Annotated in this window: 26 protein-coding genes and 1 tRNA gene; 14 read left to right on the top strand and 13 right to left on the bottom strand. The window is 58.8% G+C overall.

All coding sequences use genetic code 11. The features are described 5' to 3' along the window. Positions 1-62 precede the first annotated feature (62 nt). Positions 63-137, bottom strand: a tRNA-Gln gene (locus RDK48_RS14210). 446 nt (positions 138-583) lie between these two features. Here RDK48_RS14210 and RDK48_RS14215 point away from each other — a divergent pair. From RDK48_RS14215 to RDK48_RS14230, 4 genes are all read left to right on the top strand, one after another. Further along, positions 584-2,023 carry a putative sulfate exporter family transporter gene (locus RDK48_RS14215; RefSeq protein WP_298998023.1) on the top strand — a complete coding sequence of 480 codons (1,440 nt, stop codon included), beginning with the start codon at positions 584-586 and terminating at the stop codon, positions 2,021-2,023. 20 nt (positions 2,024-2,043) lie between these two features. Further along, positions 2,044-2,208, top strand: coding sequence for a hypothetical protein (locus RDK48_RS14220; protein WP_022660002.1), 165 nt, complete (start codon positions 2,044-2,046; stop codon positions 2,206-2,208). Between the two features lie 276 nt (positions 2,209-2,484). After that, positions 2,485-2,715, top strand: coding sequence for a hypothetical protein (locus tag RDK48_RS14225; protein WP_240825083.1), 231 nt, complete (start codon positions 2,485-2,487; stop codon positions 2,713-2,715). After that, positions 2,715-3,149 (top strand): DUF523 domain-containing protein, encoded by a 435-nt coding sequence (locus tag RDK48_RS14230; protein ID WP_298998024.1) that lies wholly within the window; start codon positions 2,715-2,717, stop codon positions 3,147-3,149. Before RDK48_RS14225 ends, RDK48_RS14230 begins: the two co-directional genes overlap by 1 nt. Positions 3,150-3,374: 225 nt before the next feature. On the opposite strand, the gene RDK48_RS14235 is transcribed toward RDK48_RS14230, so the two are convergent. The 3 genes from RDK48_RS14235 to RDK48_RS14245 all read right to left on the bottom strand — a co-directional run bounded on the left by RDK48_RS14235 (position 3,375) and on the right by RDK48_RS14245 (position 6,729). Beyond that, complete coding sequence (locus RDK48_RS14235; protein WP_298998025.1) at positions 3,375-3,848, bottom strand: HyaD/HybD family hydrogenase maturation endopeptidase; 474 nt, start codon at positions 3,846-3,848, stop codon at positions 3,375-3,377. A gap of 245 nt (positions 3,849-4,093) precedes the next feature. Continuing rightward, complete coding sequence (locus RDK48_RS14240; protein ID WP_291444855.1) at positions 4,094-5,773, bottom strand: nickel-dependent hydrogenase large subunit; 1,680 nt, start codon at positions 5,771-5,773, stop codon at positions 4,094-4,096. Between the two features lie 8 nt (positions 5,774-5,781). Beyond that, a complete protein-coding gene (locus RDK48_RS14245) occupies positions 5,782-6,729 on the bottom strand; it encodes a hydrogenase small subunit (protein WP_192112984.1) in 948 nt (315 codons plus the stop codon). 438 nt (positions 6,730-7,167) lie between these two features. Here RDK48_RS14245 and RDK48_RS14250 point away from each other — a divergent pair, with 438 nt between their 5' ends. Next, on the top strand, positions 7,168-8,430 hold the full coding sequence (locus RDK48_RS14250; protein WP_298998026.1) for an O-acetylhomoserine aminocarboxypropyltransferase/cysteine synthase family protein: 1,263 nt from the start codon (positions 7,168-7,170) through the stop codon (positions 8,428-8,430). 195 nt (positions 8,431-8,625) lie between these two features. Here the strand turns inward: RDK48_RS14250 and RDK48_RS14255 are convergent, their stop codons facing one another. The 3 genes from RDK48_RS14255 to greA all read right to left on the bottom strand — a co-directional run bounded on the left by RDK48_RS14255 (position 8,626) and on the right by greA (position 11,577). After that, positions 8,626-9,618: a D-alanyl-D-alanine carboxypeptidase family protein gene (locus tag RDK48_RS14255; RefSeq protein ID WP_298998028.1), complete on the bottom strand. Its 993-nt coding sequence runs from the start codon at positions 9,616-9,618 to the stop codon at positions 8,626-8,628. Beyond that, positions 9,611-10,717, bottom strand: coding sequence for an AI-2E family transporter (locus tag RDK48_RS14260; RefSeq protein ID WP_298998029.1), 1,107 nt, complete (start codon positions 10,715-10,717; stop codon positions 9,611-9,613). Before RDK48_RS14260 ends, RDK48_RS14255 begins: the two co-directional genes overlap by 8 nt. 371 nt (positions 10,718-11,088) lie before the next feature. Then, entirely contained in the window at positions 11,089-11,577 is a 489-nt protein-coding gene (greA, locus tag RDK48_RS14265; protein WP_022660011.1) for a transcription elongation factor GreA, read from the bottom strand. A gap of 397 nt (positions 11,578-11,974) precedes the next feature. Here greA and RDK48_RS14270 point away from each other — a divergent pair, with 397 nt between their 5' ends. Continuing rightward, positions 11,975-13,537 (top strand): lysylphosphatidylglycerol synthetase family protein, encoded by a 1,563-nt coding sequence (locus RDK48_RS14270; protein WP_298998030.1) that lies wholly within the window; start codon positions 11,975-11,977, stop codon positions 13,535-13,537. Positions 13,538-13,717: 180 nt separating this feature from the next. On the opposite strand, the gene RDK48_RS14275 is transcribed toward RDK48_RS14270, so the two are convergent. The 4 genes from RDK48_RS14275 to yedE form a co-directional block, all read right to left on the bottom strand. Beyond that, positions 13,718-14,620: an NAD(P)H-hydrate dehydratase gene (locus RDK48_RS14275; protein WP_298998031.1), complete on the bottom strand. Its 903-nt coding sequence runs from the start codon at positions 14,618-14,620 to the stop codon at positions 13,718-13,720. After that, on the bottom strand, positions 14,608-15,144 hold the full coding sequence (locus tag RDK48_RS14280) for a DUF3343 domain-containing protein (protein ID WP_298998235.1): 537 nt from the start codon (positions 15,142-15,144) through the stop codon (positions 14,608-14,610). Before RDK48_RS14280 ends, RDK48_RS14275 begins: the two co-directional genes overlap by 13 nt. A gap of 245 nt (positions 15,145-15,389) precedes the next feature. After that, positions 15,390-15,608 carry a sulfurtransferase TusA family protein gene (locus tag RDK48_RS14285; RefSeq protein WP_240825068.1) on the bottom strand — a complete coding sequence of 73 codons (219 nt, stop codon included), beginning with the start codon at positions 15,606-15,608 and terminating at the stop codon, positions 15,390-15,392. Next, positions 15,608-16,702, bottom strand: coding sequence for a YedE family putative selenium transporter (gene yedE, locus RDK48_RS14290; protein WP_215647806.1), 1,095 nt, complete (start codon positions 16,700-16,702; stop codon positions 15,608-15,610). The genes RDK48_RS14285 and yedE overlap by 1 nt, the downstream gene beginning before the upstream one ends. Before the next feature lie 148 nt (positions 16,703-16,850). Here yedE and RDK48_RS14295 point away from each other — a divergent pair, with 148 nt between their 5' ends. Continuing rightward, on the top strand, positions 16,851-17,003 hold the full coding sequence (locus RDK48_RS14295; RefSeq protein WP_298998035.1) for a hypothetical protein: 153 nt from the start codon (positions 16,851-16,853) through the stop codon (positions 17,001-17,003). A 66-nt stretch (positions 17,004-17,069) separates the two neighbouring features. Here the strand turns inward: RDK48_RS14295 and pyrR are convergent, their stop codons facing one another. Continuing rightward, positions 17,070-17,606, bottom strand: a complete 537-nt coding sequence (pyrR, locus tag RDK48_RS14300; protein ID WP_298998037.1) for a bifunctional pyr operon transcriptional regulator/uracil phosphoribosyltransferase PyrR — start codon at positions 17,604-17,606, stop codon at positions 17,070-17,072. Positions 17,607-17,731: 125 nt separating this feature from the next. Here pyrR and RDK48_RS14305 point away from each other — a divergent pair, with 125 nt between their 5' ends. Both RDK48_RS14305 and RDK48_RS14310 read left to right on the top strand, forming a co-directional pair. After that, positions 17,732-18,058 (top strand): IscA/HesB family protein, encoded by a 327-nt coding sequence (locus tag RDK48_RS14305; protein WP_308588039.1) that lies wholly within the window; start codon positions 17,732-17,734, stop codon positions 18,056-18,058. Between the two features lie 102 nt (positions 18,059-18,160). Beyond that, a complete protein-coding gene (locus RDK48_RS14310; RefSeq protein WP_192112994.1) occupies positions 18,161-18,478 on the top strand; it encodes an IscA/HesB family protein in 318 nt (105 codons plus the stop codon). On the opposite strand, the gene RDK48_RS14315 is transcribed toward RDK48_RS14310, so the two are convergent. Continuing rightward, positions 18,475-18,843 (bottom strand): hypothetical protein, encoded by a 369-nt coding sequence (locus tag RDK48_RS14315; protein WP_298998039.1) that lies wholly within the window; start codon positions 18,841-18,843, stop codon positions 18,475-18,477. The two genes, RDK48_RS14310 and RDK48_RS14315, sit on opposite strands and share 4 nt — an antisense overlap. Here RDK48_RS14315 and mfd point away from each other — a divergent pair. The 5 genes from mfd (at position 18,773) to RDK48_RS14340 (ending at position 26,468) form a co-directional block, all read left to right on the top strand. Continuing rightward, a complete protein-coding gene (mfd, locus tag RDK48_RS14320; RefSeq protein WP_374042286.1) occupies positions 18,773-22,216 on the top strand; it encodes a transcription-repair coupling factor in 3,444 nt (1,147 codons plus the stop codon). The genes RDK48_RS14315 and mfd overlap by 71 nt on opposite strands. 65 nt (positions 22,217-22,281) lie before the next feature. Continuing rightward, positions 22,282-23,526, top strand: coding sequence for a peptidylprolyl isomerase (locus tag RDK48_RS14325; RefSeq protein WP_298998044.1), 1,245 nt, complete (start codon positions 22,282-22,284; stop codon positions 23,524-23,526). Positions 23,527-23,640: 114 nt separating this feature from the next. Further along, a complete protein-coding gene (locus tag RDK48_RS14330; protein WP_298998046.1) occupies positions 23,641-24,600 on the top strand; it encodes a SurA N-terminal domain-containing protein in 960 nt (319 codons plus the stop codon). Positions 24,601-24,681: 81 nt separating this feature from the next. Next, the gene (locus RDK48_RS14335) at positions 24,682-25,719 is read left to right on the top strand and encodes a RodZ domain-containing protein (protein WP_298998047.1); all 1,038 of its coding nucleotides are present in this window, start codon (positions 24,682-24,684) and stop codon (positions 25,717-25,719) included. Further along, a complete protein-coding gene (locus RDK48_RS14340) occupies positions 25,716-26,468 on the top strand; it encodes a DNA repair protein RecO (protein WP_298998049.1) in 753 nt (250 codons plus the stop codon). Before RDK48_RS14335 ends, RDK48_RS14340 begins: the two co-directional genes overlap by 4 nt. Positions 26,469-26,559 lie beyond the last annotated feature (91 nt).

The following is a 26,559-nucleotide window of genomic DNA, read 5'->3' on the forward strand; positions in this document are numbered from 1 at the left end:
CCTGTCGACGGCGTGAAAGGCCGTTGTCCTGGGCCGGCTAGACGATGGGGACGCGGTGTTGTTGGCTGGGCTGCAAGGACTCGAACCTTGATTAACGGAGTCAGAATCCGTCGTCCTGCCAATTGAACGACAGCCCAACGCGAGAACCGTGTATATGTGAAACTGCTGGGTAGTGTCAACAGAAAATTTGAAAAAAATGTTATAGCCTGCATTTTTATACTCTGTCTTCCACCTCGAACGAGGTTTGGGGAAGAGGCGCATGGGCAGGCATGTGAATAGAAGGGCGAGGAGGTGGTGCGTTTTTTTAGATTTACCCGCTGGCGAAACAGCTCTGGTACTTGATGACTGATTGTTAAACTTTGGACTTAAGCTTGACAATATCTTGCATAAAGGTATGTTTTCCCACATGCGCCAATGGTCGGCAGACCGTAAAATTGGTGCTGCAAGTATCGGTTTCCAGCTGTTTCCGCGGCAAGACGCCTCATGAAGACTGCTCTGTTCTTTATAGAACAAGGTGGTCTGTGCGGCGTAGGTGCGGCTGGAGTTTGTTTGTTTAGCTTAACCTGTACGGAGGAGTTTGGGTATGGCATCAACAAAAGCCTATAATGAAGACAAAGTAGCCCTTATTATTGGCTGCTTCATCTTCTTGCTGGCGCTGGGCAAGTTCGCTGGCCTGGATCTGCTGGGCTGGGGCCTCAAAATGGGTATGTGGGTCAAAAGCCCGCTTGATTGCTGGTCTTCGGCCTCTAAGGGCGCATTGCCTGGCGTGGGGGCTCTGATCGCCAGCTATGTGTTTATTGCCGCCGTCATGTCTGTGGGCATCAAGCTCATGAAGGGCAACATCGGCAAGTTCCTTTACGGTTTTACCTGCATTTTCTTCATTGCCATCGCCTGCTACACTGTGGGCGCCAACGCTTACATTGCAGCCAACCCCACGGAAATCGCCAAGCAGGGCATCACCTGGTCGCTTGGTCTGAGCACCGAGGCTGGCCTTATTGTGGCCTTGGTCATGGGTATTCTGCTGGGCAACCTTACGCCCGGTTTTGCTGAATCCCTGCGCGAAGCCTGCCGCCCCGAACTTTTCGTCAAGATCGCCATCGTTATTCTTGGTGCCGAACTTGGCGTGAAGGCCGCCGACGCCGCTGGCTTTGCCGGTCACGTTATTTTCCGAGGCCTGTGCGCCATTGTTGAAGCCTATTTGCTGTACTGGTCCGTTGTTTACTACGTGGCTCGTAAGTACTTCAAGTTCAACAAGGAATGGGCCGCTCCCCTTGCTTCGGGCATTTCCATCTGCGGCGTCTCGGCGGCCATTGCCACCGGCGGCGCCATCCGCGCTCGGCCTGTGGTGCCGATCATGGTTTCCTCGCTGGTCGTGGTGTTCACCTGCATCGAAATGCTGATCCTGCCCTTTATCGCGCAGCACTTCCTGTACACCGAACCCATGGTGGCTGGTGGCTGGATGGGCCTTGCCGTTAAGTCTGACGGCGGCGCTATCGCCAGCGGCGCCATCACTGAATCCCTGATTCTTTCCAAGATGGCTGGCCTCGGCACCAAGTGGGAGCCAGGCTGGGTCGTGATGGTGACCACCACCGTCAAAATCTTCATCGACATGTTCATCGGCGTGTGGGCTCTGGTCCTCGCCTACATCTGGACTGCCAAGTTCGACAAAACCCGTGGCGAACGCACCATGACCTGGAGCGACGTTATGGATCGTTTCCCCCGCTTCGTGCTGGGGTATCTTGGCACCTTCCTGATCCTGTTGTTCTTCTGCCTGTCTTCGCCTGAACTGCACAAGCTCGGCAAGTCCATGGCTGGCGCCCTCAACGGCTTCCGCGTCATGTTCTTCCTGCTGACCTTCTTCAGCATCGGTCTGGTGTCCAACTTCCGCAAGCTGAAGGAAGAAGGCATTGGCCGTCTGGCAGTTGTGTACATCGTGTGCCTGTTCGGCTTCATCATCTGGGTGGGCCTGTTCATTTCTTATGCCTTCTTCCACGGCATGACCCCGCCTGTGATGGCTGGCTAGTCCAATATACGGAGTAAGTTATGGAAACGAAAACTGAAGTTAAGCTTCACGAAGAAATCGAGAAGATGGAATACGAACCGCTGGATCCCGTTGAACTCAAGCTCGTTCACTGGAGCTGGGGCATCGGCGTGGTTCTGCTGGTTGTGCTCTTTGTCATCAGCAAGTTTGTCATGACCACGCACTAGACGTGCCTGACGCCCATTGATATGAACGCCGGGGAGGGTTTCCTCCCCGGCGCTCTTGTGTGCTGCGACTGTAACGAGCTTGCAGCCCCCTGCAAGGTTCAAATGAATACGTCCGGCTGTCACGGCCAAGGTTGCGCGCCATTGGCATGCAACGGGTGGTGCGCTATACTGTCCACCCCGCATGACCATATCTGCGGCGCATGACTGCCCCTTGCACCCGGGCTTGATAACTGTTCGTTCGGCATCTGCTGGCGAAACTGTGCGAAGGATAAGGCTATGCCGCATTATCATCTGCGCTTTATGAAAGGCCCCAATTATACGCTGAATTTGGAATTTGAGGCTGTTGTGGAGGCATCTTCCTTTGAGGAAGCCTTGAAGCCCCACACAGACTGGCCCATAACAGAAAGTTATGACCACGCCACGGCTACGGCCTGGAATCCCGGCACCTGCATGTATTATCAGGAAATGTGGGAAGCGGCCCTGCTGCCCGAAGGTGAGAGCAAGTAATGACCCCGCGCTACATAGTCAGCGCCTGTCTGGCAGGTGAACGCTGCCGCTATGACGGCGGCGACAATACCTGCGCGCTTGTGGTGCGGCTGGTGGAAGAGGGCAGGGCAGTGCCTGTCTGCCCGGAGGTTCTGGGCGGGCTTGAAACGCCGCGCAGCCCTTGCGAACGGCTGGGCAACCGCGTTGTGAACCGTGACGGGCAAGACGTGACGGATGCTTTTGAGCGTGGCGCGGCCCTGGCAGTGGAGCTTGCCCGCAAGAATGCCTGCAACGCCGCAATTATTAAGAGCCGTTCACCGTCCTGCGGATTTGACCGTATTTATGACGGCAGCTTTAGCCATACATTTTGTGCGGGGGATGGCGTGTGGGCAGAGATGCTGCGCGCCGAGGGCTTTGCCCTGTTCAGCGAAGTCTCGCTCCCTGACGAATCCTGACCAGCATCAGACAAAAGCTGCTTGTGCGATAAGGCCGGGCGCGAGTCGGAAATTTCCGATAACGCGCCCGGCCTGTTTTATTTATGTGGCACAAAGCACAGCTTTGCAGACTGCCGTGATGCAGACAACCAGAGCGCCAAGCTCTTTCGCGGACGCGATACGTTCTCGCGCCTGCGTGGCGGCTCAGCCTCAAATATGCGCAGAATGCCTTTACAGCGAATTTTCTCAGGCGACAGGCTGTGCGGTGGCAATGCCGCGCTCAGCAAGCGCAGCAACAACCTTGGTGCAAAATTCCGGCAGCAATTTTTCGGCTTCCGGGGTCAGCCCCACCTGCATGGTGTGGTAGTCAAAAGGCTGTAGGCCAAAAACAACGGCCTGCACATCATGCCCGGCCATGCTGCATGTGATCAGTGTATCCAGAAGATCAGTCTGGTGCATGGAATCGCGGAAGCTCAGGCTTTTGCGCAGGTCTTCACCTTCCAGCATATAGATGGTGCCGGGTTTTTCCGGCCCAAGCACCACGTCAAGAACCACCAGCGTATCGCAATCCATCAGCGTGGACATAAGCAAAAGGCCTTGCGTGCCGCCATCTTCAAGCCGAACATTTTCCGGCCAGGTATACTTGGTCTGCAAATATTCCACGGCGCGTACGCCAAAGCCTTCGTCTGTCAGCAATATGTTGCCGACGCCCATAATCATTATTCTTTTTTGTTCCACGTTGGCGCTCTCATGTGGGGGTTGCTGCCAGTGTGCGCACGGCGTCCCAGGTGGATGCAATGCCGCATATCTGTGCAGTATGCCAAAATATTTTTCTCTGGTCTATGTTGTTTGCGCAACTGAGTTGCAGGCTGTTTGTGAGGATGCTGCAGCGGCAGCTCAAAATAAAAAAGGGCGGGGAAGCCCCGCCCTTTTCAAAGCCAATTTACTGCGTGTTCAATGCGCTGCTACAGCACCTTGAACTTGTGCACTTCGTTGGTTTCTCCATCGATAACGTGCACGGCACAGGCGATGCAGGGGTCGAAGGAGTGGATGGTGCGCAGGATTTCAACCGGGCGCTTGGGATCGGCCACAGGGGTGCCGACAAGCGCATGCTCGGCAGCACCCATAACGCCCTTGGCGTCCCGGGGTCCGAGGTTCCAGGTGGTGGGCACCACGAGCTGGAAGTTGCCAATCTTGCCTTCTTCAATGCGGATCCAGTGCGAAAGACCGCCACGGGGGGCATCCAGGAAGCCCACGCCCTTGGCATTGGCAGGAACAGCGTAGTCTTCGACGATCTGCTTGTCCTTGCCAATGTTGTTTTCGTACTCGTTGAGCCAGTTTTCGGTCTGCTGGGCGATAACCAGAGTCTGGATACCACGAGCGGCAGTACGGCCCAAGGTGGAGAACAGGGCTTCGGGGCCCACGTTCAAGGCCTTCAGCACGCCGTCAACCGCAGGCTTGATAGTCTTGTGGTTCTGGGCGTAGGCCACCAGGACCTGAGCGAGAGGGCCGGTTTCCATGGACTGACCCGCGTAGCGGGGAGCCTTGAGCCAGGAATAACGGTCGGTGTCGCCCATCTTGGTGAAGAAGGGTTTGGTCTCGCCTTCGTAGGGGGTGCGGGCCTTGTCGCCTTCGTACCAGCTGTGGCGCACGTGTTCTTCGATCTTGGAAGGATCAAAGGGCTGCACCGAGCCGATCTTGCGGTCATAAATGACGCCGGGCTTGTACCAGCGGCTGTTGAGGTCGCGTTCGCCGCCAGCAGCGGGGAACTCGCCAAACGCCATGAAGTTGTCGGTGCCGCCAATGGCCGCCCAGTCCTTGTACTGACCGGCAACCATGAGCAGGTCGGGAATGTAGACCTGTTCAATGAATGTGCGGGCCTTCTTGTACAATTCGCGGAATTCCTTGATGCGCTGGGGCGTCAAGGCTTCGTAACAGGTCACGCCGCCAGCCACGGTGAACTGGGTGTGCGGGTTTTTGGCGCCGAACACGGCCATGCCCTTGGCAATTTCCACCTGGGCGCGCAGGGCTTCCAGATAGTGGGCGGTGGCAACCAGGTTGGCTTCCGGCTCCAGGTAGTAGCTCGGGTGGCCGCCCAGGAAGTAGGCGTTGGTGAAGGGGCCAAGCTGGCCGCTTTCAATAAAGGTCTTCAATTTGGCCTGCACGGCGGCAAAGTCTTCAGCCTTGGCGGGACGCGGCGAAATGGACTGGGCCAGCTTGGCTGCCTTGGCCGGGTCGGCCTGCAGGGCATTGGCCACGTCCACAAAGTCGAGGGCGTGCAGGTGATAAAAATGCACCACGTGGTCATGCATGAACTGCATGGCCAGCACGAGGTTGCGGATATAGGTGGCGTTGGCCGGGATGGGCTTGTTGATGGCGTCTTCGAGCGCGCGTGTAGAGGCAAGGGCGTGCGTGTAGGTGCAGACGCCGCAGGTGCGCTGGGTGAAGTGCTGGGCATCACGCGGATCGCGGCCCTTCAGGATGACTTCAAGGCCACGGTAAAGTGTGCCGCAGCTGCGGGCGTCCTTGATTTTGCCGCCTTCAACTTCAACTTCAATACGCAGATGCCCTTCGATGCGGGTCAGCGGGTCCACCACAATGGGCCCGGTGTAGCTGCTCTGGGGCGTTTGTTTGATCTGGCTCATGATTCCCCCTAGTTCTGGTAGAACGGCGACATTTCGTCCCAGAAACCGGGTTCGCTGCAACCAATGCAGGGATGCCCGGCAGCCACCGGCCAGTTGGTCTCATTGAAGAGAACCTTGGGACAGTTGTTGTACGTCTGCGGGCCTTTGCAGCCCACTTCGTAAAGGCACCAGCCCTTGCGCGCTTCTTCCGAATTGAAGGAAGGCGCAAACTCGCCGGCGTCGAAGTGCTTGCGGCGTTCGCAAAGGTCATGCACGCTCTGACCAAAGAACATGAGCGGGCGGCCCAGTTCGTCCAGTTCAATCTTCTGGCCCTGCAAAAAGGCCACAAGTGCGCCGACCATATTGAGGGGGTTGGGGGGGCAGCCGGGAATATTGATGCCCTTGACGCCCAGGCTGGCAAAGCATTCGTTCACGCCCTTGGCGCCGGTGGGGTTCGGCTTGGCAGCCTGAACGCCGCCGTAGCAGGCACAGGTGCCAATGTTGACCACGGCCTTGGCCTTGGGCAGAATTTCTTTGCAGATGTCGTACATGGTATGGCCGCCAATGTAGCCATACTTGTTGTCCATGCCCGTAGGAATGGCGCCTTCGACCATGCAGACAAAGCCATTGGGGTTTTCCACGGCGGCATGCAGGGCCTGTTCGGCGGCTTCGCCGGCGGCGGCCATGATGGTTTCGTGGTAGTCAAGAGAAATGGTGTCAAGAATGACGGCATCAATAAAGGGTTTGTAAGTGCGCAGCAGCGCTTCGGAACAGCCCGTGCATTCAGCGGCGTGCAGATACACCACTGAAGGACGACGCCCGGTCAGCGCAGCGGCCACCTCGGAGGCGAATGAGGGGCCAAAGCCCATCGTCACCGCCACCGCCGTGCAGAATTTCATGAAGTCACGGCGGCTTATGCCCTGGCGCTCTAAACGCTCTTCTCCGCCTTTTTTGCCCAGACCCACGGCAATACGCATAATAGCCTCCTGGCAAAAGTGAGTGAAAGGCTTTGCTCGGCCCCGCCACAGGGCCCGCTTGCGGCGCAACAAAATCGCGCCAACTCCGCATCAAGACAGCGGCGCTACAACGTACAAAAGGCCGCTCTTTTTGCGGCGCTGTCAGCAAACAAAAATCAGAAACTCGGGCGGTGCGTCACAGAGCGTATTGTCATAGCTATCCCCAGAATGCCACACGCCACAGGGCGACCACCTGCTTCTTAGAATCCTATACTTCTACATGCAAACGGTCAATAGGAAGGAACTTTTTTTGCTTTCTCTTCATCAGCTGTACAGGAAATTTTTCAGGCAGGCTTGGTGGTTGCCTCGCCCCTTTGCTTGCGCTACGGTGCCTGAATCGCACGGCATTGCAGCCGGAGACATGCGGCAATTTCCAACACAAGCACAGCAGAGGACGGCATGAAAACGGAATCTCTTTGTCTGCACGCGGGCTATGAACCGGGCAATGGCGAACCCCGCGTTCTGCCCATAGTGCAGAGCACTACCTTTAAGTACAACACCACCGCCGAAGTGGCGAAGCTTTTTGATCTTGCCGAAGCGGGCTTTTTTTACTCCCGCCTTGGTAATCCTACGGTTGATGCCGTGGAGCAGAAAATCGCCGCGCTTGAAGGCGGCGTTGGCGCGCTGTGCACTTCGTCCGGTCAGGCGGCGAGCATGCTGTCCTTGCTCAATGTGGCCCAGAGTGGCGACCATGTGGTGAGCGCCGCCAGCATTTACGGCGGCACGTTCAATCTTTTTGCCGTTACCCTCAAAAAACTGGGCATTGAAGTTACCTTTGTGGATCAGACCGCCTCCGAGGAGGAACTGGAAAAGGCCTTCCGCCCCAACACGCGCGCCGTGTTTGGCGAAACGCTCTCCAACCCCTCCATGGACGTTCTGGATATTGAGCGTTTTGCCAATCTGGCCCACAGGCACAGGCTGCCCCTGATCATCGACAACACCTTTGCCACGCCCGTGCTTTGCCGCCCCTTTGAATTCGGGGCCGACATCGTAGTCCATTCCACCACCAAATATATGGACGGCCACGCTCTCCAGGTGGGTGGCGTTGTCGTGGACAGCGGCAACTTTGATTGGGCCTCCGGCAAATTCCCCGAATTTACCGAACCCGATCCCTCCTACCACGGCCTCGTGTACTCTCAGGCTTTCGGCAAGGCCGCCTACATCGTCAAGGCGCGCGTGCAGCTCATGCGCGATATGGGCTGCTGCCAGAGCCCTCAGGGCGCGTTCTACATCAATCAGGGCCTCGAAACCCTGCCCCTGCGCATGGAACGCCACTGCCGCAATGCCGAGGCCATCGCCGCCTATCTGGAAAAGCATCCCGCCGTGGAATCCGTCAATTATCCGCGCCTGCCCGGCCACCCGCAAAAAGCCCTGGCTGACAAGTATATGCCCAAGGGATGCAGCGGCGTCATCTCCCTCTCCCTTAAAGGTGGACGGGAAGCAGGCGCACGCTTTATCGACAGCCTTAAAATGATCTCTCTCCAGGTTCACGTGGCCGACATCCGTACCTGTGTGCTTCATCCCGCCAGCTCCACCCACCGCCAGCTGACCGATGATCAGCTGCGCGAAGCCGGTATCACCCCCGGCATGGTGCGCCTCTCTGTGGGCGTTGAGCATGTGGACGATATTATCGCCGATCTGGAGCAAGCTCTGGGGAGCTAGGGTCTTTTTGGCCGCTGACTGCGTCAGGCGGGTTTTCTGTTTGGGTCATGCACGTGTCTATGTGTGCTCCCCGCGCAGAGAATCCGCCTTTCTTGTCAGCGGGCAACCAAAAAGGTTGTGGAAAACTGACCTTCCGAGCGGCCAGTTTTCCACAACCTTTTTACGATGAAACTATATTGAATCTTTGAGCTTTTTTTAGCGTCTGTAGCCCATGGCGCGCCGGATTTTCTTTGGGTCGCCGCCGCCGTCAAAGCCTGCTTCGATCAACCGTGTTGCCATGGCATCCCTGGCATTGCGGCTTGTGCCGCCCATAACCACAGCCAGGATGCGGGTATTGCCGCGCTGGGCTGTAACAATAAGATTGTAGCCCGAGGCCACAGTCCAGCCCGTTTTCAGGCCATTGACGCCGCGCACAGAGCCGAGGAGCGCGTTTGTATTGGCCATTTGTCTGTTCCTGTGAGTAAAAACGCGGGTGCTGTGAAATTTTTGCGCGCCGGGGTGGGCGCGAAGGTAGGCGCGGGTCAGGCTGGCAATATCGCGAGGGGTGGAGCGCTGCCCTGCGGCGGGCAGACCCGTGGGATTTTTGAATTCCGTGCGGTTCAAGCCCAGCCCTTTGGCTTTTTGATTCATGGCGCGCACGAACTGCCGCTCGTTGCCAGCCACACGCAGGGCAAGCGCCGTAATGGCGTCATTGCCGGATGCAACAGCAGCACCGGTGAGCAGCTGCCTGACCGCCACGCGCTCCCCGTTGCGGAGGTGCATGGACGAGCCGCCCACGGTGGACGCGGCAGGTGTGATGCGGATTTTTTCGTCAAGGCTTAGCCGGTTGGCGCTGACGGCATCCATGGTCAGGAACATGGACATCACCTTGGTGAGCGATGCAGGCGGGATGGACATGTCGGCGTTTTTTTCAAAAAGCACCTTGCCAGTATCCATGTTGACCAGAATAGCCGCGCGCACGCCTCTGGCTGCACGAGATTCTGTTGCACCTGCAAGCAGCATTGCGCATATGGCGCAAAAAAGGATGCTGAATACCGCCACGCGCCGCAAGCAGCTCAGAGCTGATGGCGAAAACACCGCATCGCGGGGTTTGCCGTCTTGCGGACGTCTGCTGGGCTGCAATCTGCCGGGCTGATCGCCGGGGGCAAGCCTGCCAAAACCGGAATGTATGGTATCTATCTTATCCATTGTGCCTATAGGTGCGGTTGCCTTCTTCCACTGCCTGGATGGCAAATGCCAGCAGCACAGGGCCCACAATAAGGCCTACCGGCCCAAAGCTCGCCAGACCGCAAAGTATGGCGATGATCAATACAAAGAACGGGGCCTTGATGCCCTGCTGCAAAAAGAGCGGACGCAGGATGTTATCCACGCCAGCCACCACCACAACTCCCCAAAGGGCCAGGCCCACAGCTGCCATGCTGTTGCCCGTGAACCAGAGCGAAAGGCAAAGCGGCGCCCACACTATGGCCGTGCCAATGGCGGGAATGGGGGCCACGAGCGTGGCGAGTAGGCCCCAGAATGCTGGCTGGCGCACCCCTGCAAAGGCAAAGGCAATGCCGCACAAGATGCCCTGCGCCGCAGCCACCAGCACAATGCCCAGCAGAATGCCCCGTAACGCCCGGTGGATGGCAGCCGTAAAGCGGCAGAGCATTGCTTGCGGTATGTGGAATATCCTGCCGGAAATCTTGCGGATGTGGCGGGCATAAGTGGTAAAGATCACCGTGAGCGTAAAGAACAGAAAGCTTGTCCACAGCACTGTCATGGTGCCGCCGAGAAAATCCATGCTTCGGCTCAAAAGCAGGCTCATGGCGTCGCCAAAAAATGCATCCAGTTTTTGCAGAAAGTCGCTGACCATCTTTTCTGCGCGCGGATATTCTGCAAGGCTTAGCCGCCATTGCTGAATATTGGCCACCCACTCGGGCGGCAACTGAAAGTTGTTGGCTTGCAGTTCGCGCAAGCGCGCAAAACCAGCCGCCGCCTGCGGCGTCACCAGCAGGGCGAGCATGGCAATGGGAACTAGTATGGAAGAGAGGAGAGTGGTTATGTACGCATAAAGGGGAAGGGTGCTTGAAAGGCTAAGCCGGAATTTACGCCAGCGGGGGCCGCTCCGGGTTTTTTCAAGGCGTTTGCGCCACATCCGGCCCTTCATTTGTAGTGTCCGGTAAAGCGGCAACGAAAGGCATGACAGACAGGCAGCCATGAATATGGTCACCGGATTGTGCCAGAGCAGCATATACAGCGCGAGCGCGGCCAAGAGGTAGAGCAGACGCGGCAGCGTTAGAGTCATAGTAGGCCTTGGGTTATGTGGGCGCTGTTTTTTTACCAGCGCCGGAACGTTGGAACGCGCAAGAGTAGCAAAAGCGGGCGGGGTCTGCCAAGAGGCGCAAAGGTATAAATACGCCCGCGCGGGTCAGGGCTGGCAGCCGTGCGGCATATGCCAGTGCGCATCACGGCGCAACGGCCCGACCGGAAAGTTTTTGTCAGGCGCGCCCTGGCCGCCCTGCGGTTGTGCAGGGAGGCCAGAGCGCGCCATGTGGTCGCACTGCGGTATGTTTGCGCGTTGACGCGCTGCGGAAAATACGTCTGGGATAAAACCGTTGCCGCGAAGCCAGAAAGGCGCGGCGTCGGCTGGCGGAGACCAGGGCAGCAGCCCCGGCCCTAATTCAGCACGTTGCTGCCTTTAAAGCTGATGTTGATCACTTCGTAGGTAACCCGGCCACGCGGAATATCCACGGTCACTTCATCGCCTACTTCGCGGCCCAGCAGGGCCTGGCCCACAGGGGAAAGGAACGAGATGGAACCCTTGGCGGGGTCGGCCTCGTCAGGGCCGAGAATGGTGAAGGAGCGTGCTTCGCCGCTGTCCACATCCTCAACCTCAACTGTAGAGCCAAAGATGACCTTGTCGCCCTTCAGGGAATCAAGATCAACGACCTGATAGAGCGCCATGCGGGATTCAATGTATTTGATGCGGGCTTCAGCCATGCCCTGACGTTCCCGCGCGGCGTCGTACCCGGCGTTTTCTCGCAGGTCGCCTTCTTCACGGGCTTCTTTGATGGCCTGGATGATGGCGGGCCGTTCGCTCTTCAGGCGGGCCAGTTCGTCTTCCAGCTTTTTGTAGCCTTGCACGGAAATGGGGATGCTTGTCATGGTTGCCATAATCTGACCTCACAAACGAAAAAAAAGCGCCGCTGCCCAGGCAGCGGAGCAAGCAATGGGGGGTATTTTCCGAAAAAAAGGCTGCACGGGCCGCAGTGACTGTGCGCTAAACCCGGCTGCGTTAACCGGGTGATAATCCGTAACAGCAAGGACACACTACCTACTGGGCGCAAAACGGTCAAGCCCCGAAGCGCGCGGGCTGGGGAAGGCCTGCCCTGCCTCTGCATAATGTCATGTAATCGACATGAGGTTCAGGCTTGCGCGGCAGTGAGCCTGCGTATATGTTGGAGATGCGCCCAACGCGGCAGGCGCTTGCGCCCGCAGGGCAGAGCTGCGTAAAACGCTTGGTTTGAGCGGCATATAACAACTGTATGAACAACGGCAGACTATGAAAAAATATTTGCGTTATCTTGGGTCGGTGCTTGTCACGGCGGTGTTTTTTCTGGCTGTGTACCTTTTGTACCATAAGCTTAAAAGTTACAGCATAGCCCAGATTCGCGAAAGCATAAGCCAGATATCGCACGGGCGGATTCTCTGCTCGTTGCTGCTGATGGTGGTCAATTACATTATTCTTGTGGGCTACGACTGGCTGGCGCTCAAGGCCATTCACAAAACCCTGCCTTTGCCCCGCGTGGGGCTTGTTTCATTTGTGGGGCAGGCTGTCAGCTATAACTTTGGCGCGCTGCTGGGCGGCACCAGCGTGCGTTACCGGTTTTATTCAGCCTGGGGTTTTTCGCTGGCAGAGATTGTGCGCTTGGTGCTGATGCTGGCGGTCACATTCTGGGTTGGCGCTCTGGGGCTGTGCGGTCTGATTTTTATCATAAGCCCGCCTGCCATTCCTGATGATCTGCTGGCAAAAATGCCCATGACAGACGTGCGCATTCTGGGCGTGGTGCTGCTGCTTATTGCCTGCTCCTACCTGATTTTATGCTGTACCGTGCGCAAGCCCGTACACCTGTTTGGTAAGGAATTTGTCTTTCCGCCGCCGCATATCGCCTTTGCTCAGGCCCTTGTGGCCGGGGTGGACATTATCGCCGCAGCGGGCTGCATGTATGTGCTGCTGCCCGGCAACATGGGCATATCGTTTCTTGATTTTCTGCCAAGCTACCTCATGGCCCAGGTGGCTGTGGTGCTTACGCACATCCCCGGCGGGGTTGGTGTTTTTGAGCTTGTCATCCTGCACCTTACCCATACAACACAGGCACAGGCCGTATTTGCGGCGGTGCTGCTGTTTCGCATCATTTACTTTATTATACCGCTGCTGGCAGCCGCATTGCTGCTGGCTGTTTACGAGGTGCGCCAGCGCAGCGACATGCTGCGCGAAACTGGCCGCTGGCTTTCCGTACTCTCGCATTCCATTTCTGCCTATATGGTTTTTGCAGCGGGCGTGATTTTGCTTGTCTGCGCCATGCTGCCGCCCGGCAAGCATATGCTGCACGCCTTGCGCAGCATGATTCCTTACGAGGCGCTGGCTGTGGGGCATTTTCTTACGGCTATTTCGGGCGCGATGCTGCTCTTTGTTTCATACGGGCTTGAGCGGCGGCAGTCGCGCGGGTTCCAGATGGCGGTGCTGTTTCTTTGCCTGGGGATTGCGGGAGCCCTGCTCAACGGTTTTTCGTGGATAACCGCATCCATGGTCAGTATTGTGCTGCTGACTGTGTGCATGGCCCGGCGACGTTTTTACCGTTCGTCCTTTTTCTGGGAAGAACCCATTCCCGCCTACTGGCTGTTCGGTGCGCTGGGGGTGCTGGCCTTGATGGCTTCCATTGCCTGGGCGCTTTATCATCCCTCGTGGAATAAAGCCGCTGCCTGGGGTTTTGACCGCCCGCATATGGCCGCGCAAACACTGTTTGATTTTCTTGGCATCGCCGTGGGGCTGGCAGCGGGCTGGATGTGGCGCGTTGCCTTGCGATTACGCGCCCGGCGGCAAAAGGCCGCGCATCACGGGTAACGCGCTGAACGCATATCGTTATTGCAGTGTGTTTTATTGAAGAAGAGGCCTTCCGTGCTTACGGAGGGCCTCTTCTTTGTAAACGGGCTTGTTGGGTCTGCTGATCTGGCGGGTAGGAAGGTCTGCGCCCGTCTGCACGAATCTGATTGCGCGGGGCATGTCTGCGCCTTGCGGCGCGGACTAGACGGGTAATACAGAAAGAGTGGTCGGCCACACTGAGCGCGCACCGCGCATGGCTTTTGGCAGCATTTCAATCAGTTCGCCAATCTGGGTGCCGGGGTTGGGCGCGCAGAGCTGCGCCAGCAGGCGCGCCATGCGGGCCGCCGCCGTGCAGGCCTCGCCCATTGCCGCGCCGCCGCACAAAAAAGCTGTTGCCAGCCCTGTCACCAGATCGCCTGTGCCGCCAATGCATTCCATGGCCGGAACCGAGGGGGAGTCCACCGTGGCGATCACGCGGCCATCCACAACAATGTAATCTTTTGATCCCTTGATAATCAGATTTTTCGGGCAGTTGCCGTGCTCAAGAGCGCGTTGCAAAAGCGGCGGCACGTCGTCCTCGCGCGCCAGCAGAAAACCCCGCGTATAAAAGGGGTGGGGGGCTTTTTCATCTGCCAGAAAGGCCAGTTCGCCCAGATCCGGCGTAAAAAGGTCGTAGGCATCGGCATAACCGCTCATTTTTGCCACATACATAAAGCCCGCATCTGCCACCATGACTGGCGGCACGGCAAGGGCCTGAACGGCCATGAGCACCCGGTTGTGCCAATCCTGATCAGGGAAAAGATAGTGAAAGGTCAGCCCCGCAGGGGCAATGCCCGCCAGGTTTTGTTCCAGCCATGCGTAAATGGCTCGGCTGCCCGCGCCGGAACCAGGGTCGCCCGCCAGCAGCAGACGCGGCGGAGCAATGCCCAGTTCCTTGCAGGCAAGAATAGCAGTGGCGGCAAGGGCCGCAGTGCCCCGCTGCACGGGCACTGCCTGACCATCGGGCAGGTGGAGCAGGCCGCCTGCGACCGTGCTTTCGTCCTCAAGGCCAGCAGGGCAGAGTGCAAAATCCGGGTCGGGCAGGGTCCCTGCTATGCACCACATGCGACTTGTCTCCGTAATTCTTCAAAGGCCTTTTGCAGGCTGTAGCAACAGAGGGTCTGCCCAAGAGTCAGGGGGTCCGGGGCTTCATCAAGGCGCAGGCCGCACAGCCGATGCGCCACCCACGGCACATCAGGGCAGCCTCCGCCCGAAATATTCACAATGCGCCCGTCAGCAGCATCAAGGGTAATTTTCATGTTGGCGGCGCGCACCATCAGCCAGCGGTCATCCAGATGTTTTATCTGAAACAGGGACACTGGCTCCAGCAGCACATCGTGGGCGCTGACTACTTGGCTGGGCGCAAGACCTTCCCGCTCCAGAACATCCAGAACGCGCGCCTGACTCACCAGTTCAAAAACCACCACCATGTCGCAGCCTGTGCGCAGTTCCGGCGGCGGCCCTTTGACTTCCACATCCAGCCCGGCCTTGCGCAACAGGCGCTCGGCGCGGATAACCTCGCCTGTGTGGTCAAAAACCAGCAGGCCCCGGTCATTACAGCCGCGCTTGCCGCCGCCGCGAGAATCCATATCCGAACCTTTGCCGCCGGGAGAAAACAGGCCGCGCAGTTTTTGCGCAAAGCCCTGCAGCAGGCTGGTCTGAGAACTGTTCTGCGTCATGATTTCTCCCGAAACGTCTGGCTCGCCGGATATGTTGCAGCACTCATGCCGAGAGCTGGGGAATTGCAGCTTGCAGCCATCATTGGCTGATCAAGGCAACAGTGGCGGCGCGGGCGTTTTTGTTCACCCGCGCCGCCAGTCCCCCAATCTGACCGTTAATCCTTGCGGATGTCTATGCGCGTTATGCCTTCGCCTTCTTCAGTGGTGCTGACGGCAAATCCCCGGTTGCGGGCAGCGCGACTGACATTTTCAAGGCTGGCGTCGTTATCCACCAATACGCTGAAAGGCCCCTGTTCATCGGCCTTGGCAGCGGTAAGAAACATGAGCACGGGCTGCGGGCAGGAAAGCCCCCGGGTGTCGATGGTGGTAGACATTACGCGCCTCTCTTGCAGTTGAAAAATCCGATGCACAGGCAGATGGCAAGTCCAGCAAGGGTGGCTGCCATGCCGTGAGGGCCGACCCCTGCGGGGCTGGAGGCCAAACCGAAGTTATGGGCAACTGCGGTGCCAACGATCAGGCCAACAGCAAATACGGCGGCATCGTTGTCGCCTTCGCCAGCCATAAAGAGCTGACGGCCAGGGCAGCCGCCCGCAAGGGCAAAGGCCAGACCGGCAGTAGCCATGCCGAGGAAGTTCCAGAGGTTGTCGGGCTGGGCGATGGGCTGGTTTTCAAAGCCGGGCTTGAACGCGCCGAAGTACAGGTTCAGAACAAGGGCCGCGCCCAGCATGGCCAGAAAGCCCAGTGCCAGATGCCATTGCTTGAACAGCATCACGTCGCGCAGCGCGCCCATGGTGCAGAAGCGGCTGCGCTGGGCCAGAAAGCCCACGATCAGCCCCACGCCAATGGAGAGTATAAAGGGTGCATGCTGCGCGCCGGGGCCTTTGACGGAATAGAAGAGCACGCCGCTCTGCGGCTGTTCTGCAACCTGCGGATTGAGCAGATACAGGGCCACGAAGGAAAGCATGATGCCGGGCAGCACCAGGCCGGAAATTTTGCTCTGGCCCTGACTGCGGCCCAGCGAAAAGCCCATGCGGAAAAATATGGTGCCAATGCCCACGCCGCAGATCAGGCCCGCAAGACCAAAGAGCGCAAAGGCATCGCCGCCCGCAAGGCGCAGGATAACGCGCCAGGGGCACCCCAGAAAGACCAGCGCGCCAATACCCGCTATGCCCCCAAGCAAAAAGCGGGTGATGGGGGCCGAGCCGCCGCGCGGCTTGTATTCGCCAAAGGCCAGCGCCGCGCCAAATGCGCCAAGCACCATGCCCATGATTTCGGGCCGCAGGTACTGCACAACGGCAGCGCGGTGAAAGCCCAGCGCGCCAGCAATATCGCGGTTAAAGCAGACCACGCAGATGCCCATGTTGCCGGGATTGCCCATTTGCTGGAGCAATACGGCAAGCACACCGAACACAAGTCCGGTGGCAATGATACCTGTTGTGGTGGAGAAAAAGTTGAAGCCTGGTTTCATGAAATCCTCCTTTTGGGGCCACAGGCCCGTGGCGAAGCCGATGTATGAAACGGCAGCGCGAACGGAGGATTTGTCGGGTCAGTGGTGCAGGGCAGGGAAACCTTGCGCCAGCCCCAAACCGGGCCGCCGTTCGCGTAAGCTCCACAACGTGAAGCTCCTTGCTGTGCGTCAGGTTTTGCGCTTGGGCATGGTTTCCTCTGCTCTGTATCTGCTGCCGCAGCCCGATGGGGAGCGGCACGTCAGCGTGGTGAATGAATTTCTGTTCCTGTGCGCGGTTTATGGTTCGGCAAAGCCCTGTTGAGGCTCTTTTCTGGACCGGGCTGTTTGTAGGGCGTGCCTGCCGCTGGGGCAATTTTTCGCGTCTGTTTTACGATGCGGTGGTCAGGTTCACGCTGTCTTCGCCGTCGCGCTCGGCGAGCATGACGTCCACGTGTTCCTGCCTGCTGGTATTGATGACGCGGCCCACGTAGTCCGCATGGATGGGCAGTTCGCGGTGACCACGGTCGATGAGGGTCAGCAGTTCCACGCAGCGCGGACGGCCGTAGTCGAGCAGGGCCTCAAGGGCGGCTCGGATGGTGCGCCCGGTGTAGAGCACATCGTCAACCAGAATGATAACCTTTTCGTCCACGCTTTCGGTGATGCGCGACTGCCCGATGCTGGGCTTGCCCACAAGGCTTGTCCAGTCATCGCGGTACAGATTGATATCCAGGGTTCCGAGAGGCATGACGCGGTCAAGGCGTGTTTGCAGCAGGGCAGCTATGCGCCGGGCCAGGTCTGCGCCGCGCCGTTCAATGCCCACCAGCATTACATCCTGGCACGCAGCGTGGCGCTCAAGTATCTGCGAGGCGAGGCGTTCAAGTACGCGCGCCATTTCGTCTTTTTCCAGTAACCGGGTCGTGGACATGGTTCCTCCAAGGGTGGATATGCCCGTCATTCTAGCCGTTTTCGGCTTTAAAGAAAAGCCCTGCGGTAATTGACAAGCCCCACGCATGACCTTAGTTAGTAAAACACTCGAATCATGGAGGACGTATGATCGAATTGACCGACAGCGCCCGTAAGGAACTGGATTCGTTCTTTACCGGCAAGAAAAAGGATCCCATCCGGGTCTACATGACCGCAGGTTGAGGCGGCCCGCGCCTTGCCCTGGCTCTGGATGAGCCTAACGACCAGGATCAAACCGAGGAACAGGCCGGCTACACCTTCTGCATCAACAGTGCCCTTCTGTCAGAAGTGCAGGGTGTAAAAATTGATTTAACCTACATGGGCTTTGCGGTTGAACCCGCAGTGCCCTTCGCTTCTGAAGGCAACAGCGGTGGTTGCAGCAGCTGCTCGAGCGGCTGCAGCAGCAACGCGTAAGGCGGGGTGGTTTCCCGCTGGCCGGACGAAGCAGGCCAGCCTGTTTTTCGTTACTCTACAATATAATACATATCGAGCGTATCGAAAAACATCGGAGGAACCATGCTTGAACTGACCGAAAGCGCCCAGAAGGAACTGGCGGCCTTTTTTGAAGGTAAGGAAAAAAGCACCATTCGCGTTTACCTCGCCCCCGGCGGGTGCAGCGGCCCGCATCTGGCCCTTGCCCTGGACGCCGCGACGGATGAAGATATGAGCGAAGATCAGGGCGGATTCACCTTCTGCATCAACAAGGAGCTTCTTGCTCAGGTTGAAGGCGTGAAGATTGACCTTTCCTACGCGGGCTTCACAGTTGAGCCCACGGTGCCCCTGCCCCAGACGGGCGGTGGTTGCTCCGGCTGCTCCGGCGGCTGCGGACACTAGAAGCAAATGACTTGTAAACCGGGTGGCAGCCTTTTGCTGCCGCCCGGTTTGACCATGTTGGCAAAGTCAGCATGGTCGGAAATCAGGAGCAGGCTGCGGCTTTGCCGCGCCGTAAAGCGACAGATTTCCGTGCCTTTCCGCCCGGCGGCCTTGCCGACGAAGGCGGCGCAAAACCCGTGAAAGGGTTTTGTTATCAATATTGGACGGCAGCCTTTTGCTGCCGTCCGGTTTGACCATTTATCGTCGGGGCGGCGCAGGCTGCCCCTTGTGCTGTTATATAACCCCCACAGGTTCATGGACACTTTCGGCGCATTGCTCTCAAGCAACGACAGGCAGATATATCTGGAACGCAGCGGCATGGTCACGCGCTGCCGCCTTGCCTGCGAGGCTCTGGACAAAGGGCGCAGCGTGGCCCTTGTGGCCCGCACCCGCGAAGAATTCCACGCGGCCCGCTCCCTTGCGGCCCTTTTTTCTCCCGAAATTTCTCTGGCAGATCCGGCAGTTGTGCACCCTGCATGGCAGTGGCCCTGCCTGGGGCTGCCAACCCTGAGCCAGTGGCAGGACAAGCCCTCATGGGCTGCCCGGCTTGCCGCGCTGTATTCCCTCACCCTTGGCAAACCGCGAGTGCTGGTAGTCAGTGTTGAAAGCCTGCTGTTGCGCTACATGCCGGTCAATTTTTTCCACACGCGCACGCTGGAACTTGGCAAGGGCAGCGATTACGCCCCCGAGCTGCTGCTGGAGCAGGCGGTGGAGTGGGGGTACGAGCGCGTTGCCATGGTCACGCGGCCCGGCGAAATGGCTCGGCGCGGCGACATTCTTGATCTGTACCCCTCTGGCTATGCCCGACCCGTGCGGCTGGAATTTTTTGGCGACACGCTGGAGGAGATGCGCTTCTTTGACGCGGAGACCCAACGGTCCTTGCATGGATGCGATGAACTGACCCTGCTGCCTGTCAGCCCACTGGCCTTTGATGCGCGCGAGACCGATGCCACGCGCAAGCGTTTTGACCGCATGTTTGCCGAAGGCCGCATTGGCGAAAACGACTGCTATTCCTTTAAAAAATCGCTGGATGCTGGCGGCGCGGGCCTGCTGCCCGGTTGCGCCGTAGAAGCTCCCAGCCTGCTGGAAGACTGGCTGCCGCAGGACTGCCTGTGGCTGCTGCCCGGAGAGGCCGACAGCGCCGAGGTCCTGCGGGATGGCCGCCTTGCCCTCAAGGAGCGGCTGGAGGCCGAGGACGCGCCCCTGCCGCAACCCGCGGCGCTGGCCCTGCGTAAAAGCTCGCAGCCCGCACCGTGGAACGCCTTTCAGCGCGTGTACGCCGAACCTCTGGTCATGGGCGTGGAGGAACGCGGTCTGGATTTTGCGGAAAGAACTCTGCATTCCTTCAGTGATCTTTTTCCCCTTTCCGGCGCGCAGGATCGCCCCTGGCAGCACCTTGCCGCCGCTCTCAAGGAGTGGCAGGGCGCGCGCAGGCAGGTGGTGCTGAGTTTTTCATCTGGCCGCAGCCGCGCCAAGTTTCTGAAACTGGCAGAGCAGGATGGCATCCTTCCTGCCCAGCGCTACGCGCCCGACCAGCGCGGTCTTTTCGCGCTTGTTTCACCCTTCCGCCAGGGGGCGGATCTGGCGTGGGACAACTCCCTGGTTCTGGGCGAGGATATCCTGTACCCCAAGGCGGAAAAGACGCCCCGCGTTTCTTCGCGTGTTTTCAAGGGGCTGGATTCCTTTGACGATCTCAAGGCTGGCGACCTGCTGGTGCACCGAGATTACGGCATTGGCCGTTTTGCCGGTCTGCACCACATGGACGTCAACGCTGTTGCCAACGACTTTTTGCTTATCGAATACTCCGGGCGCGACAAGCTCTACGTGCCTGCCGACCGAATGGGGCTTATCCAGCGGTTCAAGGGCTCGGAAGGCGTGGAACCCGCGCTGGACCGGCTGGGCGGCACGGGCTGGACTTCGGGCAAGGAGAAGGCCCGCAAGGCCATTGAAAAGATCGCCGCCGACCTTGTGGAAATGTATGCCTACCGCAAGGTGACCAAGGGCTTCCGCTATGACCCTCCGGGTGAGCTGTACCACGAATTTGAGGCGACTTTTGGTTTTGAGGAGACTCCCGATCAGGCCAAGGCCATTCAGGACGTGCTGGACGACATGGACAAATCCCAGCCCATGGACAGGCTCGTGTGCGGCGATGTGGGCTTCGGCAAGACGGAAGTTGCCCTGCGCGCCGCATTCCGCGCCGCTTCCGAGGGGCGTCAGGTGGTGCTGCTTTGCCCCACCACGGTGCTTGCCGAGCAGCATTATCAGACCTTTCGCGCGCGTCTGGCGGGCTTTCCCGTCAATGTGGGGCTGCTCAGCCGATTTGTGACGCGCCCAAGGCAAAAGGAAGTTCTCAAGGCCGCTGCCGCCGGGCAGGTGGATATTCTCATTGGCACCCACCGTGTGCTTTCAAGCGATGTCAAACTTCCCAATCTTGCTTTGCTGATTCTAGATGAAGAACAGCGTTTCGGCGTGCGCCACAAGGAAAAGCTCAAGGCCCTCAAAAAGAACGTGGACGTGCTCACCCTGACGGCCACGCCCATTCCGCGTACCTTGCAGCTTTCCATGTCCGGCATACGCGAGCTTTCCATCATTGAAACCGCGCCGCAGGATCGCAAGCCTGTGGCCTCGGCCGTGCTGCGGCGGGATGATTCCGTGCTGCGCAAGGTGCTTGAGCGAGAGATTGAGCGCGAAGGCCAGGTGTTCTGGGTTTACAACCGCGTGCAGGGTCTGGAGCGGGTGGCCGAATACGTGCATACCCTCGTGCCCACGGCCCGGGTAGGTATGGCGCACGGGCAGATGTCTGAAACCGAGCTTGAAGACACCATGCACAAGTTCTGGCATGGCGAGCTTGATGTGCTGGTGTGCACCTCCATTGTTGAATCGGGGCTGGATTTTCCCCGCGCCAATACGCTGGTGGTGGATCAGGCACAGATGTTCGGCCTTGGGCAGCTCTATCAGTTGCGGGGCCGCGTGGGCCGCAGCGACAGGCAAGCCTACGCCTTTTTTGTGGTGCCGGATGCGGAGCGCCTCACCTCCATTGCGGAGGAACGACTGCGCATCATTATGGATATGGACTATCTGGGGGCCGGTTTTCAGGTCGCCATGGAAGACCTGCGCCTGCGCGGCGCGGGCAACATTCTTGGCGAGGTGCAGTCGGGGCACATGTGCCGCGTGGGCCTTGATCTCTACCTTGAAATGCTGGAGGAGGCCGTGGGCCGCCTCAAGGGTACGCCAGAAGCGCAGACCGTGGAGACGGAACTTACTTTGGGCTTGCCTGCGCATATTCCCGCATCGTACATTGAGGACGGGCGCGAAAGGCTGCGCTGCTACAAAGCGCTCACATCGGCCTCTGGCGGCGCGGCGCGTGAGGAAGCGGCCCTCGGCATACGCGACAGGTTTGGCCCCTTCCCTGAAGAACTGCGCAACTTCCTTGCCGTGCTGGATTTCAAGCAGTTCCTCACAGAGTTGCAGGTGCAAAAGGCCGATGTGCACATCAACCATGTGCGGCTTGTCTGGCCGGACGGGCAGACCGCCGTGCAGCCCGAGCGCATTGTAGCCCTTACGGCTTCCATGAAGGACGCGCGCATGCTGCCGCCTGCCGGGCTGCATCTGCCGATGCCGTCTGATGTTTCATTCCCCGAGGGGCTGGACAGGTTGCGTACCGCTCTTGAAGGTATTCGTGTTAAAGCCGGGGCATAGGTGCTGGTTTGTGGCTGTGTCTGTTTTTCAGGTCGTAGAACTGGTCTGAATATATGGGAAAAATGGTGAACGGATTCATGCAGCCCCTCATCGGTTTGGCGCATTTTTTCCAGATCGGCGCTCGGTCTGCCCGCCTGGCGCGTCCACTCGGCGTGGCGCTGGCCTGCTGTTTTTGCCTGATGCTGACGGCCTGTTTTGAAACCCGCCTCCCCGATGGCGTGGTGGCCACCGTCAATGGCGAGCCCATCAGTCTGCGCAGGTTGCAGACCCTGCTCGACAGCCGTTCTCCTTCCCTTGGGGCCATGCGCACTCCTTCGCTGGAAAACATGCGGCGCGAATACGGCGAAGGGCTGGGCACACTGATTATCTATGCGCTGGTGCGACAGGATTTGCAGCGGCTCCAGATGTCGGTCAGTCCTGCCATGCTGGAAACAGCCGTGGCAGAAGTAAGGAACGATTACGGCGGCGGCGACGGACTGGAAAAATATCTGGCCGAAGAATCAATTGATCCTTCCGAATGGCGCGCGTTGCTGCTTGACCATCTTTCCATGCTCACATTTGAAAAGCGGGTTCTTGCAGCGGGCATCCGTGTTTCGCTGCCTGAACTGCGCGACTACTACCAGACCCACGAAGACGATTTTCAGATGCCGGAAACCTTGCGCGTCTGCCTGATTTCTGGCGAATCGCGCAAGGACGTGGAAGGCTTTTGCGCAGTATTTCCCGGTGGCATGAGCGAAGCGCGCAGCAAAGTGCAGCTCCAGTGCCAGAATGTGCGGCCCAACGATCTGCCCCAGGGATGGCGCAAGGCCGCTGCCGGACTCAAACCGGGGCAGTGCGCACCCGTGCGGCAGGAGGAAGGCCTGTGGCGCAGCCTTGGCCTGATTGAAAGCCGCCCGCCAGCGCACATCAGTCTGGCGGAGGCCTATCCGCTTGTGGAAGGCATCCTGCGGGAGCAGAAGATGTCTGAGGCTTTTGAGCGCTGGCTTGAAAAGGCTCTGACCAATTCCGTCATCATGGTGGGCAAGGAGCTTGCCCCCGATCTGCTTGCGCCCCCACCGTCACATTCTGAATGGCAGGGCAGTGATGCCCCCGCCGCGCCGGATGTTTCTGGCGCTGCGGAGGACATGAAGGCTCTGCCGCCAGGCAAGGATGATGTGTACGAGGGCGATGTGCTTGAAGGTTCCCACGATCCCAAGGCCAATGGCGCATTGGAAAATCAGGGGCATAATCCCGAAAACTCCCCCGCTTCAAAAGCCTCGGGCGAGCAGCCGCGCAGACGCGACAGCGGCGGCTCTGCGCGGAGGCGCTGAGGGTTTGCCTGCAACATGGCCTGGCTGCTGACTGCCTGATGGCTGCGGTTGCGGCAGTTGCATTGCATGTTGCGCTGGATTGGGATATAATTTTACAGATAAAGCGCGGAATTTTTGCGCGCAAGCAGGGAGTATAACGTGAGAAAAACGCTTATTTTGGCGCTGGTTATCTGTTTTATGACCGCTTTTGGCGCTCAGGCCGCACAGATCAACAAGGTGGCGGCCGTGGTGAATGGTCAGGTCATCACCATGTTCGATCTGCAAAAAAACGCTGTTCCTGATCTTATGCGTGCGCGTATCAATCCCAATGATCCCGCCCAGGCCAAGGCCGTGGACGCCGTGCTGCGCAAGGCGCTGGATGGTATGATCATGGATATTCTGGTTGCGCAGGAAGCCAAGCGTCTCAAAATTTCCATTTCTTCTTCTGAAATTGATGGTGAAATCACCAAGATCATGAAGGGGAACAACCTCACCAAACAGCAGTTTGAAGAACGCCTGGCCCAGCAAAAGACCAGCGTCAGTGAACTGCGTGGCAATATTGAAAAAGGCTTGATTCGCCAGCGTGTTATGGCAATGGAAGTGGGCCGCCGGGTTGTTGTGACCCCTGATGAGATCAAGGCCTACTACGATGCGCACAAGGATACCATGTATGACCGCTCCGGCCTGCACATGGCCCTTCTGGTGTATCATCCCAATGCCAACGCTGCGGCATTGGCTGCGCAGATCAAGTCTGGCGCGGTTTCGTTTGAGGAAGTGGTGCGCAAGTATTCCATCGCTCCCAATAAGGAAAACGGCGGCGACATGGGCGCAGTGGAGTGGGACAAGCTCAACCCCGAGTGGGAGGCCCGCCTCACCAGTATGAAACCCGGCGATGTAACTGATATTTTTGAGCTTCAGGGTCGCAAGGCGCAGGTGCGTCTGTACCGCCCTGGCGGCGGTGAAATCAAGATGCTTACCTTTGAGCAGGCCAGGCCGATGATCGACGGCATCCTGCGCCAGCCCAAGGCTATGGAGCGTTTTGAGGACTACACCAACCAGCTTCGCAGCCGGGCCGTTATTGATATCAGAATGTAGCGGGGCCGCCACGGGTGGTTCCGGCTTTTTGCTGGCAACCGCCGCCCCCTCAGGGCGGCAAGACCATTATCGAGGCTTTTCATGACCTTAGTGGAATTGGGCGCTGCTTTGCGCGTTGAGCGCGAAAAGCGGGGTCTGGACATGGAAGATGCGGCAAACAGGCTGAAAATCAGCGCCCGTCTTCTGCGCGCTTTGGAGGAAGGGGACGAGACGTCCTTGCCCCCTCTGGCGTACACCAAGGGGTTTATCCGTTCATACGCGTCCTATGTTGGCCTTTCGGCTGAGGAAGTCAGCGAGGCGCTTGGGGCGCTTGAGGCTGCTTCTGAACCCGTTGCGCCGCAAAATGTTTATGAGCCCGAGATGGTCCTCACTCCGAGGCGTAACCTCAAGCCCATTTTGGCCGGGCTTTTCATGGTGTGCGTGATCGCAGTGGTGATGGTTGCCTGGCAACAGGGGGTGTTTGACTTCCTGAGTCGGCAGACGCGCCGTCTGGCGCAGCCCGCCCCCTTGCAGAGCGCCGAATCTGTTGACCCCGGCAATCTGGCCAGTCGGCCTTCCGCCCCTGCTGCTCAGGGTCAGACTCCGGTGCAGACGTCTGCCCAAGGTTCTGCGCAGGCTCCGGCGGTTGCCAGCCAGCCGCAAGGCTCTGCTGCCCCTACACAGGGGCAGACCCCGGCCCAGGCAACTGCGCAAAACTCTGCGCAAACTTCGGCGCAGGCTTCGGCCCAATCGGCAAGTCAGCCTGCTGCCCCAGGTCTGCCCCCGGTGCGCGGCACTGCCGCAAACGCGCCTGCCACGGGCACGCCTGCTTCAACGGCTCCGGCTACTCCGGCGGCTTCTGCCGCTGCGCAGGGCAGCGATGTGCCCGTAGGCACCCACAAGCTTATTATCACCGCCACAGAAGAATGTTGGGTTCACTCCAGCGCTGACAAAACCGACACTCGCCAGTTTTCGCTACATAAGGGCGATACTTTTGCCCTCACGTTCAGCAAGAGCCTGGAGTTGAAACTCGGCAACGCTGGCGGTGTGCGCCTGCGGTATGACGGTGAAGAACTGCCCCCGGCGGGGCAGAGTGGTCAGGTGCGCAATCTGGTGTTTCCCCCTGCGGACAGGCCATGACCGAATGGGCAGATCACGCGCTTGTGCTGCGAATCGGGCACTTTCGCGAGGCGGATCTGTGGCTGAAAATGCTTTGTCGCAAACACGGCCTGCTGACGCTGTTCGCCTTTGGCGGTAGCCGCAGCAGGCGTCGTTTTTGCGGCTGCCTGGATGTGCTCAACAGTCTGCATTGCAGGGTAAAGGCCTCGGGGCGCGGCAGCTTTCTCAATCTTGAGGAGGCCGTGCTGCTGGGCGGGCCGCAAAACTTGCGCGGAAACTGGCGGCGCATGGGGCTGGCGGCCAACTGCCTGCGGTTTGTGGAAGCGCTTGGCGTCAATGACGAAGGCGCGGACGAGGCCTTTCTGCTGGTTGAAGATTTGCGCAAGACGCTGGAAGAAGCGGAAAACGTGCCCTCGCTGCTGCCCCAGTTTTTCCGCCTGCGGTTTGCTGGCGTTTTGGGGTTTGCGCCTGATCTGGGCAGATGCGGCACCTGCGGCGCGGCCATAACCGGCCCCGCGCAGTTTGTGGTTGACGAGGCCCAGTTGCGTTGCCCTTCATGCCGCGCGGCAGTAGGGCCTGCGCGGTATGGCGTGGAACTGGGCGCGTCCGGGCTTGACCTTTTGCGTCATGTGCAGCAAGAATTTCCCTCCGGCTGGCATGCGGAAGATCTGCCTGCGGCAGATCGACGCGCGTGCGCCAAGGTTATTGACGGTTTTGTGCAATATCACCTGGGTCTCTCGTGGGAAGGGGGCTACTTTCGTCACGTGTGATCGTGTTTGCATCGAAATTTACGATTCGGTTTGGGATGGTTTGGGGCGGCGTTAGTATTGAACAGCCGCGCGTATGCGTCTGAAAAAGGCT

The sequence above is a fragment of the uncultured Desulfovibrio sp. genome (assembly GCF_902477725.1).
In the GTDB taxonomy this organism is placed as follows: Bacteria; Desulfobacterota; Desulfovibrionia; order Desulfovibrionales; family Desulfovibrionaceae; genus Desulfovibrio.

Bases quoted from the DNA above. Each gene is read 5' to 3' on its own strand.
- RDK48_RS14215 (WP_298998023.1), top strand. From the start codon at position 584: ATGGCATCAACAAAAGCCTATAATGAAGACAAAGTAGCCCTTATTATT.
- RDK48_RS14220 (WP_022660002.1), top strand. From the start codon at position 2,044: ATGGAAACGAAAACTGAAGTTAAGCTTCACGAAGAAATCGAGAAGATG.
- RDK48_RS14225 (WP_240825083.1), top strand. From the start codon at position 2,485: ATGCCGCATTATCATCTGCGCTTTATGAAAGGCCCCAATTATACGCTG.
- RDK48_RS14230 (WP_298998024.1), top strand. From the start codon at position 2,715: ATGACCCCGCGCTACATAGTCAGCGCCTGTCTGGCAGGTGAACGCTGC.
- RDK48_RS14235 (WP_298998025.1), bottom strand. From the start codon at position 3,848: ATGATTATGGGCGTCGGCAACATATTGCTGACAGACGAAGGCTTTGGC.
- RDK48_RS14240 (WP_291444855.1), bottom strand. From the start codon at position 5,773: ATGAGCCAGATCAAACAAACGCCCCAGAGCAGCTACACCGGGCCCATT.
- RDK48_RS14245 (WP_192112984.1), bottom strand. From the start codon at position 6,729: ATGCGTATTGCCGTGGGTCTGGGCAAAAAAGGCGGAGAAGAGCGTTTA.
- RDK48_RS14250 (WP_298998026.1), top strand. From the start codon at position 7,168: ATGAAAACGGAATCTCTTTGTCTGCACGCGGGCTATGAACCGGGCAAT.
- RDK48_RS14255 (WP_298998028.1), bottom strand. From the start codon at position 9,618: ATGGATAAGATAGATACCATACATTCCGGTTTTGGCAGGCTTGCCCCC.
- RDK48_RS14260 (WP_298998029.1), bottom strand. From the start codon at position 10,717: ATGACTCTAACGCTGCCGCGTCTGCTCTACCTCTTGGCCGCGCTCGCG.
- greA (WP_022660011.1), bottom strand. From the start codon at position 11,577: ATGACAAGCATCCCCATTTCCGTGCAAGGCTACAAAAAGCTGGAAGAC.
- RDK48_RS14270 (WP_298998030.1), top strand. From the start codon at position 11,975: ATGAAAAAATATTTGCGTTATCTTGGGTCGGTGCTTGTCACGGCGGTG.
- RDK48_RS14275 (WP_298998031.1), bottom strand. From the start codon at position 14,620: ATGTGGTGCATAGCAGGGACCCTGCCCGACCCGGATTTTGCACTCTGC.
- RDK48_RS14280 (WP_298998235.1), bottom strand. From the start codon at position 15,144: ATGGATTCTCGCGGCGGCGGCAAGCGCGGCTGTAATGACCGGGGCCTG.
- RDK48_RS14285 (WP_240825068.1), bottom strand. From the start codon at position 15,608: ATGTCTACCACCATCGACACCCGGGGGCTTTCCTGCCCGCAGCCCGTG.
- yedE (WP_215647806.1), bottom strand. From the start codon at position 16,702: ATGAAACCAGGCTTCAACTTTTTCTCCACCACAACAGGTATCATTGCC.
- pyrR (WP_298998037.1), bottom strand. From the start codon at position 17,606: ATGTCCACGACCCGGTTACTGGAAAAAGACGAAATGGCGCGCGTACTT.
- RDK48_RS14310 (WP_192112994.1), top strand. From the start codon at position 18,161: ATGCTTGAACTGACCGAAAGCGCCCAGAAGGAACTGGCGGCCTTTTTT.
- mfd (WP_374042286.1), top strand. From the start codon at position 18,773: ATGGACACTTTCGGCGCATTGCTCTCAAGCAACGACAGGCAGATATAT.
- RDK48_RS14335 (WP_298998047.1), top strand. From the start codon at position 24,682: ATGACCTTAGTGGAATTGGGCGCTGCTTTGCGCGTTGAGCGCGAAAAG.
- RDK48_RS14340 (WP_298998049.1), top strand. From the start codon at position 25,716: ATGACCGAATGGGCAGATCACGCGCTTGTGCTGCGAATCGGGCACTTT.